Below are 13,617 nucleotides of genomic sequence, written 5' to 3'. Positions count from 1 at the left end.
TGCGCTTACTTTAATTAAGTGAAGGCTTGCTCGAGCTCATCGAGCTTAATGGCATTCATGAGAAAGAGAATTTGGCGTTGGAAGCTCTTACGCTCAGCCACATTCTCATGTGGCAAACGATCGTGTTCGCGTAAAAGCTTGGTAATGATCGGGTTGTAATGCTCTCGGACGGGGGACATCTGGATTCCTTGATAAATATCTCGTTAAAGAGAATTTACCAAGGGCTCTATATATCCACAAGGAATATATAGAGATATCTACATTACTTTTAGATATATAGATTAAGTTACTTTTCTACAAATGCCCTTTCAAAGACATAGTCACCTAGTTGACCTAAGCTTGGAGATACCTTAAAGCCTTTGGCATCAAGCATCTCAGCAGTTTCTTTGAGCATGGAAGGGCTACCGCAGATCATGGCACGATCAACTGCTGGATCTAGTGGCGGCAGACCAATATCTTTGAATAGTTGACCAGATTCAATCGCGGTAGTTAAGCGACCAGTGTGCTTAAAGGCTTCGCGTGTCACTGTTGGGTAGTAGATCAGCTTTTCACGAATGATTTCGCCAATGTATTCATCTTGAGTGAGCTCATTTTTAATGTAATCACCATAGGCCAATTCACTGACCAGGCGCGCGCCATGAATGAGGACAACCTTTTCAAACTTCTCATAGGTATCAGGGTCGCGAATGATGCTCATAAATGGCGCAAGTCCTGTACCAGTGCTAAATAGGTAGAGATGCTTTCCTGGGTTTAAGTCATCAATCACCAGGGTGCCGACGGATTTCTCACTAACCAAAATAGGGTCACCAACTTGAATCTTCTGCAGGCGTGAGGTGAGGGGGCCGTCTTGAACCTTGATGCTCAAAAATTCAAGATGCTCTTCGTAATTAGGGCTTGCCACGCTGTAGGCGCGAACCAATGGCTTGCCTTCCACCTCTAGGCCAATCATCAAAAAGTGGCCGCTACGGAAGCGCAAACCTTTATTTCTGGTGGTAGTAAAGCTAAAGAGGGTGTCATTCCAGTGGTGAACGGTCAGGACGGTTTCGGTGTTGTAGGCTGCCATAAGTGCTTAATAGTGGTGACAAAAGCTCAATTATCCTCATTCTTGGTGCGGCTCTATAGATAAAAAAGTATTTAGCTTATAAAAAGGGAGTCTTTTACAAGTACGGCTAGCTCTCATAAGATCTCTCCATACCTATTCCAAGGAGGACTTATGTCCATAAAGACAACAACTGCAAAGCCCTTATTTCTGACTATTACCCAGATATTTCTAGGCTTGGCTCTGCTCAGCCTATCTACGCACCTTGCTCTTGAGAGCAGTCGCTACCTAGAGGTTCTCAATCAAAGCGGCCTAAATCAATATCATGCTTTTGGTCTATTGGTTTGCCTTAGTTTTCTTTCAGGGGTATTCCTCATTGCCCAGCACGTATTAACGCAAGATAGCGCCAGTATTGATGAGCATTTTGATAAGGCCTTGACTTACTAAAGCAAGATAGACTGTGGTCTTATCTTCATGAGACCACAAAATGAATCCTGCACCCCATAGATCAATCTTTGACAGAGGTGCATGGTATGTTGTTATTCAGGCCATTCTGATTGGGCTAATACTTTTTGGCCCCCAAGGCTCTCTGTTGGTGAGTGCAGAACCACTAAAAACCATCTTTCAATCATGCGGGATTGCAATTGGCTTGCTAGCCTGCTTGATTATGGTGATTGCTGCGATCAATCTAGGCAAAAACCTCACCCCTTTACCTTGCCCTAAGGACGATGCTGAGCTGGTTCAGACTGGTCTATATCGCTTTGTTCGCCACCCCATCTATTTTGGTGTGCTCTTGGCAGCGCTTGCATGGTTGTTCATATTTCCTTATGTATTTACATTCGTCTACGTAGTGGCGCTCTTTATTTTGTTTGATATCAAGGCAAGGCGAGAAGAGGTCTGGTTGGTAGAGCGGTTTCCGGCATACAAGAGCTATCAAGCTAGGGTTAACAAACTCATTCCAGGTATTTACTGAGAAAGCCCTAATTATTTTTGCTTTGGTTATCATTCGGAAATGAGTCAAGCTAAATACCTCTATCTTTCTTTGCTTAGTCTGGGGTTGGTAATTTTTGCTGTCATTCTTCAGCAAGTCGGATATCAAGGGGTAAATTTTTTACCGTGCCCACTGTGTATTCTGCAGAGGGTTGGGTACTTGGGGATCGCTATCTGTTGCTTTCTAGCGGCCGGCTTTAATCCCTTCAGAAAGCTGTTCCATGGATTGGCAGCACTTTCAGCAGCCTACGGTCTTTCGGTAGCAGGGCGTCAAGTCTGGTTGCTATCGCACCCTGAAACCTCTTGTGGAATTGACCCTCTAGAGACCTGGATTAATCAATTTCAATTGGCTCAAGGCTTGCCTTGGCTATTTAAAGCGGATGGCCTATGTTCTGCAAAGTTACCCGCAATCCTGGGGTTGCAAGTGCCTGAGTGGTCTTTACTCTGGTTTACTTGTTTTCTGCTATTTTTAGCAGTCACCTTCTTTAAAAAATTACCTAAATAAAAGAGATCGTATGAGTGAATCCCCATCAGTTAGATTAGTGCAGCAAAGCGATTATCAATTTGCAATCTATTACAACGAAGAGCGTGATCCCATTTATGGGGATGAGCCACCACCCTTGGGTAGATCTCAAGGTGCAACGCCATCTCAGTTCTTGCTGGCAGGTGTAGCTAATTGTTTGTCTGATTCACTACTCTTTGCCCTCAGAAAATTTAAGCAGAATCCAGAACCAATTGAAACCAAGGCTAGTTGTGAGATTGGCAGAAATGCAGAAAACCGTTTACGTATTTTGGAAATTGAGGTGGAGATCCGTATTGGTGTTCCGGGCGGTACCTTGGAGAATTTGGATCGTGTATTGGCGCAGTTTCAGGATTTCTGCACCGTGTCGTCTAGTGTGAGCCTGGGTATTCCTGTGAATGTAACGGTGATCGATAGCGAGAATATTAAGCTATACCCGGCTGGCTGAGTTGTTTGAATCAGGGTAAATAAAAAGCCGCAAACCCTGTTGAGTCTGCGGCTTCTTTATATAGCTCAGGAAAAAGTAATTACTCTTCTTCGCGACGCAGATGCGGGAACAGAATCACATCACGAATATTTGGCACATCTGCAAGCAACATGACCAAGCGATCGATACCAATACCGCAACCACCTGTTGGGGGCATGCCGTATTCGAGGGCACGGATAAAGTCATGGTCAAAGTACATTGCCTCTTCATCGCCCGCTTCTTTTTGCTCCACTTGCTTACGGAAGCGATTGGCCTGATCTTCAGCATCATTTAACTCGGAGAAACCATTGGCAATCTCACGGCCGGTGATGAATAATTCAAAGCGCTCGGTAACACCAGGGCGCGTATCGGATTCACGGGCAAGGGGGCTAACCTCGATTGGGTAATCGATGATGTAGGTTGGCTCCCAGAGATGCGCTTCAGCAACTAATTCAAATAGGGCTAATTGGAGCGCGCCGATACCAGCGTTCTTCAGCGTAGGGGAATCTGGGTTCTCACCACCCTTTTTCAGTTCAGTTCGTATGAAATCAATGTCTTCCAATTGAGCCGCTTCATAACTCTTATTAGATTGTCCGCAGTATTTGAGGATAGCTTCAGTAATTGTTAGGCGTTGGAAAGGTTTGCTCAGATCCAGCTCCCGACCTTGGTGGGTCAGAACGGCGGTGCCTTGGGCATCCATTGCAGCGGCACGGATCAAGCTCTCTGTGAAATCCATCAACCAGCGGTAATCCGTATAGGCTGCATAGAATTCCATCATCGTGAATTCTGGATTGTGACGTGGACTTACGCCTTCATTGCGAAAGTTGCGGTTAATTTCGAAGACGCGCTCAAACCCGCCGACGACTAAACGCTTGAGATAAAGCTCAGGAGCAATACGCAAGAACATCTGCATATCTAAAGCATTATGGTGCGTAATAAATGGTTTAGCCGTTGCGCCACCAGGAATCGGATGCAACATCGGTGTTTCCACTTCCATGAAGTCGGCATCGAGCATGTGACGACGCAAAGAAGCGATCGTATTGCTGCGTGCTCTAAAGGTATTACGACTTTCTGGATTGACGATTAGATCAACATAGCGTTGACGGTATTTAGTCTCTAAATCAGAGAGTCCATGAAACTTATCTGGAAGCGGACGCAAAGATTTACTCAGTAAGCGCAGATTGCTGCACTCAACAGAGAGCTCACCTTTATTCGTCTTAAATAGATTGCCCTCGGCAGAAATGAAATCACCCATATCCCAATGCTTAAAAGCACTATGGATATCAGCGCCACTGATTTCATCATTGATATAAAACTGAATTTGACCGCTACGATCTTGGATGGTGGCAAAGCTGGCTTTGCCCATCACACGTTTAAGTACCATACGGCCAGCAACTTTCACATGTACTTTTTTAGCGGCCAACTCTTCTTTAGTCAGGCTATCGTAGTGGGTATGAAGATCTGCAGCCAAGTGAGTCGGCACGAAATCATTCGGAAATGCCACACCGTTCGCACGTAACTTTGCTAGCTTTTCTCGCCGCTCTGCAATGATGTGATTTTCATCTGCAGCCTCGGTAGCAGGATTTTGGTTGGAGCTAGGATTCGCTTGATCGTTCATATAATTTATAAATAACTAGAATAGGGGTAAAGAATCAGACGCCTTGTTTTAGGCTGGCTTCAATAAAAGCATCAAGATCACCATCCAATACTTTTTGTGTATTGGAGATCTCAACGTTGGTACGTAAGTCTTTAATGCGGCTCTGGTCCAGAACGTAGGAGCGAATCTGATGACCCCAGCCAACATCCGTTTTACTGGCCTCTAATTTATCCTGCTCCACGCGACGCTTTTGCATCTCGTGCTCGTACAGACGTGACTTCAGCATGGTCATCGCTTCAGCTCTATTTCGGTGTTGACTTCGATCGTTCTGGCACTGAACCACAATTCCGGTCGGGAGATGGGTTAAGCGAACGGCAGAGTCAGTTTTGTTAATGTGCTGACCACCCGCACCAGACGCGCGATAGGTATCCGTACGAATATCCGCTGGATTGACATCAATCTCAATCGAGTCGTCAACCTCTGGATAAACATAAATACTGGCGAAAGAGGTATGACGACCATTGGAGGAGTCAAAAGGTGACTTGCGCACCAAGCGATGTACACCGGTTTCTGAGCGCAAGTGACCATAAGCGTATTCACCATCGACTTTGATGGTTGCGCTCTTAATGCCCGCAACATCGCCATCGGATTCTTCGAGGATTTCTGTTTTATAGCCTTTACGCTCGCAATACTTTAGGTATTGGCGAAAGAGCATGCTCGCCCAATCGCAGGCTTCAGTACCGCCAGCACCTGCTTGTATATCAATGAAGCAACTGCACGGATCCATTTCGTTATGGAACATGCGTCGGAACTCTAGATCATGAATGATCTTGCTATAGCTCTCAACATCTTGTTCAATGGAACTAATAGTTTCAAAATCACTTTCTTCTTTGGCCATATCGAATAATTCGATAGCGCCAGTGATATTGCTATTTAAATTAGTCAGGGTAGCGACAACACCATCGAGCAATTTCTTTTCCTTGCCGAGGGCTTGTGCTTTCTTTTGATCGTCCCAGATGGTGGGATCTTCCAGAATCGAGTTAACTTCAGTAAGGCGGCGTGACTTTACTTCGAAGTCAAAGATACCCCCGAAGTGCTTGCTCACGGGTGAGCAGATCGGAGAGGGTATTTGAAATAGTATTAAGTTGTTCGGCTTCCATCCCCTGATTATAAGGGGGTTATTACAGCTCAACCCTGGTCGTGGGCCTCAATCATGAGTTGAACGCGAGCCTGACCCTGAAAGCGGTCCGTGACTAGGCGATAGGCCAACCTAGCCTTGGCTGGCAATGGCTGGGTTCGATTGAACCAAACGCCAGTAAATGGCTTGCTGGCCAGTTGACCATCCCCAATAGGGCGAAGCTGCAAGCGCAGATGTTTTTCTTTCATGAGGCTTTGCTGGCCAATCTCAAATTCCCCATAAAAAATCGGCTGAGGAAAGCCTTGACCCCAGATTTCTTCGGCAAGTAGGTCGCCAGTCTCTGCCGTGAATTCTGATAAGGCTAAGGCGCCATCATGTATGTGGCGACGCTCCAAGAGCTCATCATTCAGCAGATCATTGGCTACCGATTGAAATAAGGCATCAAACTTTTCAAAATCTGATTTTCTGATGGTGAGGCCCGCCGCCATAGCATGGCCGCCAAATTTCAAAATGAGGCCAGGCTCACGTTTAGAAACAATATCTAATGCATCCCTCAGATGAAAGCCGGTCAGCGATCTGCCGGAGCCACGCAACTCTTCTCCAGTAGGGCCATCAGCAGGTGCAAAAACAATCGCAGGGCGATTAAAGCGCTCTTTAAGGCGCGAGGCCACAATTCCGACTACACCTTGATGCCATTCTGAATTCCAAAGGCAGATGCTCGAGCGTTCTGCCATAGTGCCTGCAAGTTGATCTTCAGCGAGGTGGGCCAACGCTGCTTCTTGCATGCCGGATTCAATCACGCGACGCTCGCGATTAATGCGATCTAGTTCGTAAGCAAGTTCAATGGCTTCATCCGGTTTGTCACTGAGCAAAAGCCGAATGCCTAAAGTCATATCCGCTAGGCGTCCTGCAGCATTGAGTCTTGGACCAATGGCAAAACCCAAATCAAAGGTGTTTGCTTTGCGTGGATCTCGAGCTGCCGCCTGAAAGAGTGCTTGAATACCGGCTTGAGATACCCCCGCACGAATGCGTTTTAATCCGTTAGAAACCAGAATGCGATTATTGCGATCGAGTTGCGCCACATCAGCGACTGTGCCAAGCGCTACGAGATCAAGCAGGTTCTCAATCTTGGGTTGAGTCTCGGCAGTAAATTTACCCCGTTTACGTAGCTCAGCACGCAGAGCTACGAGTAAATAGAACATCACGCCAACGCCTGCAAGCGCTTTGCTTGGGAAGGTGCAGCCTGGTTGATTGGGGTTCACGATTGCAGTGGCTTTTGGGAGGCGATCTCCTGGCAAGTGATGATCGGTGACAATCACTTCCATGCCGAGCTCGCGGGCCCGATCTACACCAGCTTCACTGGCAATACCGTTATCTACTGTAATGAGATATTTGGGCTTGGGATTTTGCTGGGCAGCTAAATCCACCACCTCTGGAGTTAATCCATAACCCATCGTAAAGCGGTTTGGTACCAAGAATTGAATAGCCGTTTCCGGGCCACCCAACATCTTCAAGCCACGCAGCGCGACTGCACAAGCAGTAGCACCATCACAGTCATAGTCAGCTACCACTAGCATCGGCTCTTTGCGTTCGAGGATCTCTGCGATTAGGGCGGCAGTGCTGATGCAATTTTTTAGCTCTACTGGTGACAGTAGTTGCTTCAGATCTAAAGAGAGTTCATCCGGCTTATCGATGCCTCGGGCTGCGAATAATCTTGCTAGTAGTGGATGCAAACCACTTTGCTGCAACCAGGTGGCAGTGCGTTCGGAGAAGGGCCGCTGTGAAAATAGGCTCATCGTCATGATGAAATGATTTCTTTCCAGGTCAAAGGTTCTGATTTTTTCCAGAATGCCCACGAAGTTTTATGAAGATCTTTAGCAGTGAAAATTCTGCAGCGGGCTTTACCTTTGGGGAAGTCGATGATTTTAATCTCATCTAGCCCCTTATTCAATACAACATTCTTCAAATGATTCCAGGCGCTCTCTGGTCTACCTAACCAAGCAAAGCCGTTTACTACATTTGAAAAATCAATCTCACCTTGTTGAGGTATGCCGAGGTGTTTAGCTAATCCAGTAAGCAGGGGGTGCTCGCCATAGATCTGAGTAACGTTCTGAAATAGCGTGGGCGTCCGCACATCTTCTAGCTTACCGATTCCGCTAATCCAAAGCGAGTTAATGCTGGGGAAGCCGCATTGTTCGCGCGCCTCATTAACGGGATCAATGTGCCACAGCATCTGAATTTCATTTTGAAGTTTGCGCCAGAGTTTAGCGATGCCTATTTCACTCGTATCACGTGGCATCCACCAGTCAATATTACGACCATGGGCCTGATCTATTGAGTGCGTTGCCAAGTGAGTAAAGGGACCGGCTGGAATAAACCAATCACGCTGTCCTTGAAACAACACTTTGTTCTGAAAATCCTCCTCTATATAAGGTAGTGCAACTTGGAGCAATTTGGTAGATTCTTCATTAGTCAGATCAATCTGACTTTGCCCCATCAAGACCAAATGGTCGCGGGTGGCATGTAGGTGCACTGGCTGCAAACAGGCAATTACTTCAGTGGGGTTCACTGGCAAGTCACTTTGGCCCAATAACAGGACCGGAGCAATTGGTAGTTTTTCTCCCAAGAGGAAGCATTCTTGCGGGAGCCCACTTGGGGGGCTATCCCGCCCTGGATCGGAGTCAAGGGCATCCTCCCCTGACACCATCAGGGTAAAGCGCCGTAGAGAGCTTTTTTGGGTGGTCGAATTCGCAGTCATTCCCCTGATTTTAGGTGGCATTTACAGATTCCATCCGTTTGCCCATCCGATTGTCTAAACTGTGGCTATGTTGAGACTTCCTATTGAACTAGAAATTGGCCTGCGCTACACCCGATCTAAGCGTCGCAAGACGGTGGGGAAGCGTGATGGCTTTCTCTCTTTTATCTCTGGAATCTCCACCGCGGGCATTGCCTTAGGAGTTGCCGCCTTAATTGTCGTGCTCTCAGTCATGAATGGCTTCCAGAAGGAAGTACGCGATCGTATGTTGTCCGTTCTCTCCCATGTTGAAATAACCGCCCCAGATGGTTTGGCCAATTGGGAGCCGATTGCTCTCAAGGTAGCCGCGCAGCCCCATGTGATTGGCGTTGCTCCCATGGTCAGTTCGCAAGGTTTGCTTAGTCGTGAGAATGTGATGCGTGGTGTGGCGATTCGTGGAGTGCTACCTGGTGAAGAGGGCAAGGTTTCTGACTTGCCTAAGCAATTTGTTGCGGGCAGTATTGAAGATCTCAAGCCAGGTGCTTTTGGAGTGGCCTTAGGTGCACAACTGGCAAGCATGGTTGGCGCACGCGTAGGTGATCGCATTAACCTCATCGTGCCGGAGAGTGATCTGACTCCAGCAGGTGCTATGCCCAGAATGCGGACACTACAAGTAGTGGGTATTGTCGATAGCGGCCATTATGAATACGACAGCTCTCTGGCCATCATGCATTGGAAGGATGCCGCTGCTTTATTGCGTTTACAAGACCCCTCTGGCTTGCGTGTAAAGGTAGATGACATGCAGCGTGCCCCTGAGATTGCTGCTGAGCTAGCCCAGGTAGTTCCGCAAGCTCTTTGGGTATCTGACTGGTCTCGCTCTAATCGCAATTGGTTTGCAGCAGTGCAAACTGAAAGAAAGATGATGTTCATTATCCTGACTTTGATTATTGCAGTGGCTGCATTTAATTTGGTTTCTACCTTGGTGATGACCGTCAATGAGAAGCAAGCTGACATTGCCATCTTAAGAACAATGGGTGCGAGTCCAGGATTAATTCAGCGGATATTTTTAGTGCAAGGCTTGGCGATTGGCTTGCTAGGCTCCCTAGCTGGCGTTGGCCTAGGTCTCCTCATTGCCTTAAACATCGATGTGATTGTTCCAGCAATCGAGGCCATCTTCCGAGTACGCTTCTTACCGCGCGATGTCTATTTTATTAGCGAGTTACCTTCTGATGTGCGTCTATCCGATGTTGTCACAGTGGGTTTGATGGCTTTTGGTTTATCCGTCTTGGCAACTTTGTACCCAAGTCGTCGCGCTGCGCAAGTTCAGCCTGCGGAGGCATTACGCTATGAATAACTTAAAAAATGAATTGGCTAATACAGTCATTCTGAGTGCATCTGGTCTTGCAAAGACGTACGGCAAAGGACCAACAGCTGTCGACGTTCTTAAAGAAATTGATTTAGAGGTTATCGCTTCTGAGAAAGTGGCGATCGTTGGTTCTTCTGGTTCCGGTAAAAGTACCTTGCTACATTTATTGGGCGGCTTAGATGCCCCAAGTGCTGGTACCGTAATTCTGGCCGGAGAGAATCTTCATAAATTACCTGTTAGAAAATTAGATCAACTGCGTAATCACAGTTTGGGATTCATTTACCAATTCCACCACCTCTTAGATGAATTTAGTGCTGTTGAGAATGTAGCCTTGCCTTTGCGTATTCGCGGCCTTAGTAATGAGGAATCAATGGAGCAAGCAAACAAGATGTTGCACGCCGTTGGTTTGGCAAGCCGGGTTCAACATACTCCAGGCGAATTATCAGGTGGAGAGCGTCAGCGTGTTGCGGTAGCGCGTGCGCTGGTTGGCAACCCTTCCTGCGTCTTGGCGGATGAACCTACTGGCAATCTCGATACTGAAACTGCAGACGGGGTATTTGACTTAATGTTGGATATTGCCCGTGAGCAAGGTACTGCTTTTGTAATTGTGACTCATGATCCAATTCGCGCAAAACGTTGTGATCGTATTTTGCATTTAGAGCGCGGAGTATTAAAGACTTTTGCGCAATGAGCGATGTCAGTAAAGATCTGGCATGGATTGATACCCATTGCCATCTAGATGCGCCAGAGTTTGGAGACATCCTCCCAGACATCGTTTCAAGAGCGGTAAGCCAGGGTGTTCAAGCAATTCTGTTGCCTACCGTTCAGGCTTCTGATTGGGGTCAAGCCAAATATCTGGCAAATCAGTACAGCAAACAAATTCCAGGACTGGTTTACACCCTAGGCATTCATCCGCTGTATATCAAGCAAGCTCAAGAGAGCGATCTCGATCTTCTAAAAAATCAGATTGAGCAGTCTTTAAGCGACCCACGGTTTGTTGGTGTTGGGGAAATTGGCTTAGATTACTTTGTCGAGGATCTTGATCCTCAGCGTCAAGAGCATTTCTTTCATGCGCAATTAGATTTGGCGGAGCAATTTCAGTTACCAGTAATTTTGCATGTGCGCCGTTCGCAAGACGCGATCTTAAAAGCGCTTCGGAAAAGAAAGGTTCCCAGTGGAATCGCCCACGCTTTTAATGGTAGCCATCAACAAGCTGAGCAGTTTATTGAACTTGATTTCAAGCTGGGATTTGGCGGTGCGGCGACCTATGACCGAGCATTGCAAATTCGCCGTCTTTTAAAAGAGCTACCACTTGATTGCATTGTTACTGAGACGGATGCGCCCGATATTCCGCCAGCTTGGCTCAAAGGGGAGGGCGGTACATTTAATGAACCAGCCTTACTTCCCAGAATCGCTACAAAATTAGCGGACATTCGCGGCATGGGTTATGAGGCATTTTCAAGTGCAGTTTGGCAAAATGCGATGCAAGCATTGCCACGTTGGTCCAAGTTGGGTGGTTTGACGCGATTCAGCGTAAACTAAAAGTATGAAAAAGATAGTTGTGACACTCTTTTTAAGTCTGTTCGTCAGCTTTATTAATGCTGCGACGATGCCTGTTGACCTGAACGGAGAAAGTGCTTCGGTAATGGTTGTTGGGCATGACCACTGCCAAGAGGCAGCATCCGTTAGTCATGTAGACGATGGCAAATCTATCGGTAATACCAATCCAACCCATTATTGTTGTGCGGTAGTAGCAATCCTGATTGCTGCACCTGCATTTTCCGCCCCCAAGCAAGTCGATGCATACTTGCTTTCTGATGCTGCAAAGCCCATCTTCAATATTGTCGAGTCAATTTATAAACCCCCAAGAAATTATCTGTAATCACTTTTGATTGTGGCATTGAGATGCCTTTTGATAATTTCCGCTTGGGAGAATAGTAATGAATATGACTCACTATATGCAGTTGTTAGCTGACAATCAGCCTTGGAATCTGTTGATTTTTATGGCTATACCAATCGTGCTTGCCGAGACATTGGCAATCACGGAGCTCTATATCCTCTTTACCCGTAAGTTTGATGGTTTTGTCTATCACCTCAATCGGTTTGCGGGAACTACGGTAGGGCTATATTTCATTGGCATTATTGCGTATTTGATGACCACTGCAGTGCTGCCAATTACCAAAAACAATGAGTGGCGCACAGTCATTGATATGATTGCAGTGGGCAGCTATCTGATTGGAGGTTTACCTTTGATTTGGATCGCATTGCAGGAATTTGGTTTTGTAAACAAAGCCCTAGATCAAATGGGTAAGTTAAAAATTCACGCTATTTGCGTTGCATTGTTTCTAGTATTTGGACACATTGCCATGATTGCTGGCATGTTAGACCCCTCTTTATTGGGCTACAAGGGTACTGATGGCCATCAAATGGGAGTGGTTGCTAGTGTTACTGGTCACGAGTATTGCGATCCAGCAATGCATGGGGATATGAAAGCCATGCATGAAAAGATGCATCAGCAGATGATGAATGGCGGAAATATGCCGCAGGGCAATACGAGGCAAATGCCTATGAACCCGCAAGGCCATTCACATTAAATATGCATGAGTAACAATGTTAGTTTAGGCCGCCTTCGGGCGGCTTTTTACCGAAAGCCGCGTAAAGCCCTTCGATTTATCCGTGGGGATATAAACGGCCTAATATTTGCTGACTACTGTATATAATCACAGCATGTCTAAAGCGCCGCAAACAAACATTCGGGTTCTACGGGAGCGCGTCAAGGATAAGCATGGCGCTTTCTTGGACGCTCAATCAAAAGAGGTGAACTTCGTTTGGAACTTTTGTAATGAGTTATCAAGCAAGCATACCGAGCGCACTGGGCAGTTCATGTCCAGCTACACGATGGACAAGTACACCGCTGGCGCTACAAAAGAAGGTTTAAATATCCCCGCCTCCACAGTTCAAGCTATTAGCGCTGAATACTGTACCCGCCGCAAGCAGTTTAAGAAGTGCCGGCTGGCCTGGCGCAAGAGTGGCGGTAGCAAGCGATCTCTCGGTTGGATACCTTTTAAGAAAGATGCCATTGTCTATCGCAACGGCCAAATCTTTTTTCAAAAGAAACCCATTGGCATTTTTAAGTCTTATGATCTTCAAGACAAAGTCGTTAAGTGTGGATCTTTTAGCCAAGATGCTCGTGGACGCTGGTATGTTAATTTGACCGTAGAGGTTCAAATCGCTACCGTTAATACAAGCACTAAAGCTATTGGTATTGATTTAGGATTAAAGACTACCGCCGTCACCAGCGATGGCGATCAAATGGTCTCGCGGCGTTATCGGGAGTTGGAGGGTAAGTTGGCCATGTCCCAACGTGCTAACAAAGCCAAGCTCTCGAAGACCATTAGCGCCAAGATTAAGAATCGCCGTAATAACGATCAACACCAGTTCTCACGGCTTTTAGCCAATGAGTATGGTGCGATCTTTGTCGGAAATGTATCCAGTAGCAAACTCATTAAAACCAAGATGGCGAAGTCTGTGCATGATGCAGGCTGGAGTCAATTTAAGACAATGTTGGAATACAAGTGCCATGAGGCAGGTGTTGTCTTTTTAGAGGTCAATGAGAGTAATACAACCCAAACCTGTTCTTCGTGTGGCGAAAAGCCACCGTCGAGGCCGAAAGGTATCGCAGGACTTGGAATAAGAGAATGGGCTTGCGACTGTTGTGGAGTCATCCACGATAGAGACATTAATGCCAGCAAGAACATTCTCCGTAT

16 protein-coding genes are annotated in these 13,617 nt (G+C 46.6%); 10 read left to right on the top strand and 6 right to left on the bottom strand.

The annotated features are described in order from the left end of the window. Positions 1-14: 14 nt before the first annotated feature. Positions 15-179, bottom strand: coding sequence for a hypothetical protein (locus CBI30_RS11180; RefSeq protein ID WP_169711273.1), 165 nt, complete (start codon positions 177-179; stop codon positions 15-17). A gap of 107 nt (positions 180-286) precedes the next feature. After that, the gene (locus tag CBI30_RS10205; protein WP_088528193.1) at positions 287-1,063 is read right to left on the bottom strand and encodes a ferredoxin--NADP reductase; all 777 of its coding nucleotides are present in this window, start codon (positions 1,061-1,063) and stop codon (positions 287-289) included. A 150-nt stretch (positions 1,064-1,213) separates the two neighbouring features. On the opposite strand from CBI30_RS10205, the gene CBI30_RS10200 reads away from it, so the two are divergent. From CBI30_RS10200 to CBI30_RS10185, 4 genes are read left to right on the top strand one after another with little or no spacing between them, the layout of a single operon-like run. After that, positions 1,214-1,486: a hypothetical protein gene (locus CBI30_RS10200; protein ID WP_088528192.1), complete on the top strand. Its 273-nt coding sequence runs from the start codon at positions 1,214-1,216 to the stop codon at positions 1,484-1,486. 40 nt (positions 1,487-1,526) lie between these two features. Further along, positions 1,527-2,012: a methyltransferase family protein gene (locus tag CBI30_RS10195; RefSeq protein ID WP_088528191.1), complete on the top strand. Its 486-nt coding sequence runs from the start codon at positions 1,527-1,529 to the stop codon at positions 2,010-2,012. Positions 2,013-2,051: 39 nt separating this feature from the next. Next, positions 2,052-2,534, top strand: a complete 483-nt coding sequence (locus CBI30_RS10190; protein WP_088528190.1) for a disulfide bond formation protein B — start codon at positions 2,052-2,054, stop codon at positions 2,532-2,534. A gap of 10 nt (positions 2,535-2,544) precedes the next feature. Beyond that, positions 2,545-2,997 carry an OsmC family protein gene (locus CBI30_RS10185; protein ID WP_088528189.1) on the top strand — a complete coding sequence of 151 codons (453 nt, stop codon included), beginning with the start codon at positions 2,545-2,547 and terminating at the stop codon, positions 2,995-2,997. 79 nt (positions 2,998-3,076) lie between these two features. Here the strand turns inward: CBI30_RS10185 and lysS are convergent, their stop codons facing one another. From lysS to CBI30_RS10165, 4 genes are all read right to left on the bottom strand, one after another. After that, positions 3,077-4,633, bottom strand: coding sequence for a lysine--tRNA ligase (lysS, locus tag CBI30_RS10180; RefSeq protein ID WP_088528188.1), 1,557 nt, complete (start codon positions 4,631-4,633; stop codon positions 3,077-3,079). Between the two features lie 34 nt (positions 4,634-4,667). After that, positions 4,668-5,772, bottom strand: a protein-coding gene (prfB, locus tag CBI30_RS10175) for a peptide chain release factor 2 (protein WP_099045779.1) whose coding sequence is annotated in 2 segments (ribosomal slippage) — positions 4,668-5,690 and positions 5,692-5,772 — 1,104 coding nt in all. Because the reading frame shifts where the segments join, the coding sequence is not laid out codon by codon here. A 28-nt stretch (positions 5,773-5,800) separates the two neighbouring features. Continuing rightward, the gene (gene recJ / locus CBI30_RS10170) at positions 5,801-7,546 is read right to left on the bottom strand and encodes a single-stranded-DNA-specific exonuclease RecJ (protein ID WP_088528211.1); all 1,746 of its coding nucleotides are present in this window, start codon (positions 7,544-7,546) and stop codon (positions 5,801-5,803) included. Positions 7,547-7,548: 2 nt separating this feature from the next. Next, positions 7,549-8,508, bottom strand: coding sequence for a hypothetical protein (locus tag CBI30_RS10165; RefSeq protein WP_240553572.1), 960 nt, complete (start codon positions 8,506-8,508; stop codon positions 7,549-7,551). 70 nt (positions 8,509-8,578) lie between these two features. Here CBI30_RS10165 and CBI30_RS10160 point away from each other — a divergent pair, with 70 nt between their 5' ends. From CBI30_RS10160 to CBI30_RS10135, 6 genes are all read left to right on the top strand, one after another. After that, positions 8,579-9,838 carry a lipoprotein-releasing ABC transporter permease subunit gene (locus CBI30_RS10160; RefSeq protein WP_206075634.1) on the top strand — a complete coding sequence of 420 codons (1,260 nt, stop codon included), beginning with the start codon at positions 8,579-8,581 and terminating at the stop codon, positions 9,836-9,838. Continuing rightward, the gene (locus tag CBI30_RS10155) at positions 9,831-10,541 is read left to right on the top strand and encodes an ABC transporter ATP-binding protein (protein ID WP_088528185.1); all 711 of its coding nucleotides are present in this window, start codon (positions 9,831-9,833) and stop codon (positions 10,539-10,541) included. The genes CBI30_RS10160 and CBI30_RS10155 overlap by 8 nt, the downstream gene beginning before the upstream one ends. Continuing rightward, positions 10,538-11,392 carry a TatD family hydrolase gene (locus CBI30_RS10150; RefSeq protein WP_088528184.1) on the top strand — a complete coding sequence of 285 codons (855 nt, stop codon included), beginning with the start codon at positions 10,538-10,540 and terminating at the stop codon, positions 11,390-11,392. The genes CBI30_RS10155 and CBI30_RS10150 overlap by 4 nt, the downstream gene beginning before the upstream one ends. 4 nt (positions 11,393-11,396) lie before the next feature. Beyond that, the gene (locus CBI30_RS10145; RefSeq protein WP_088528183.1) at positions 11,397-11,732 is read left to right on the top strand and encodes a hypothetical protein; all 336 of its coding nucleotides are present in this window, start codon (positions 11,397-11,399) and stop codon (positions 11,730-11,732) included. Between the two features lie 58 nt (positions 11,733-11,790). Then, a complete protein-coding gene (locus CBI30_RS10140) occupies positions 11,791-12,444 on the top strand; it encodes a DUF6803 family protein (protein WP_206075632.1) in 654 nt (217 codons plus the stop codon). Positions 12,445-12,577: 133 nt separating this feature from the next. Further along, a partial coding sequence (locus CBI30_RS10135; protein ID WP_143744388.1) for an RNA-guided endonuclease InsQ/TnpB family protein occupies positions 12,578-13,617 on the top strand: 1,040 nt, incomplete at its 3' end.

This window comes from Polynucleobacter aenigmaticus (assembly GCF_002206635.1).
Classification (GTDB): Bacteria; Pseudomonadota; Gammaproteobacteria; order Burkholderiales; family Burkholderiaceae; genus Polynucleobacter; species Polynucleobacter aenigmaticus.
The sequence above is the reverse complement of the archived record's forward strand: the minus strand, read 5'-3'. Positions and strand labels throughout refer to the sequence as shown.

Coding starts and splice junctions, on each gene's coding strand:
- CBI30_RS10185 (WP_088528189.1), top strand. CDS start 2,545: ATGAGTGAATCCCCATCAGTTAGATTAGTGCAGCAAAGCGATTATCAA.
- CBI30_RS10190 (WP_088528190.1), top strand. CDS start 2,052: ATGAGTCAAGCTAAATACCTCTATCTTTCTTTGCTTAGTCTGGGGTTG.
- lysS (WP_088528188.1), bottom strand. CDS start 4,633: ATGAACGATCAAGCGAATCCTAGCTCCAACCAAAATCCTGCTACCGAG.
- CBI30_RS10140 (WP_206075632.1), top strand. CDS start 11,791: ATGAATATGACTCACTATATGCAGTTGTTAGCTGACAATCAGCCTTGG.
- CBI30_RS10205 (WP_088528193.1), bottom strand. CDS start 1,063: ATGGCAGCCTACAACACCGAAACCGTCCTGACCGTTCACCACTGGAAT.
- CBI30_RS10195 (WP_088528191.1), top strand. CDS start 1,527: ATGAATCCTGCACCCCATAGATCAATCTTTGACAGAGGTGCATGGTAT.
- CBI30_RS10150 (WP_088528184.1), top strand. CDS start 10,538: ATGAGCGATGTCAGTAAAGATCTGGCATGGATTGATACCCATTGCCAT.
- recJ (WP_088528211.1), bottom strand. CDS start 7,546: ATGAGCCTATTTTCACAGCGGCCCTTCTCCGAACGCACTGCCACCTGG.
- CBI30_RS10200 (WP_088528192.1), top strand. CDS start 1,214: ATGTCCATAAAGACAACAACTGCAAAGCCCTTATTTCTGACTATTACC.
- CBI30_RS10165 (WP_240553572.1), bottom strand. CDS start 8,508: ATGACTGCGAATTCGACCACCCAAAAAAGCTCTCTACGGCGCTTTACC.
- CBI30_RS10155 (WP_088528185.1), top strand. CDS start 9,831: ATGAATAACTTAAAAAATGAATTGGCTAATACAGTCATTCTGAGTGCA.
- CBI30_RS11180 (WP_169711273.1), bottom strand. CDS start 179: ATGTCCCCCGTCCGAGAGCATTACAACCCGATCATTACCAAGCTTTTA.
- CBI30_RS10145 (WP_088528183.1), top strand. CDS start 11,397: ATGAAAAAGATAGTTGTGACACTCTTTTTAAGTCTGTTCGTCAGCTTT.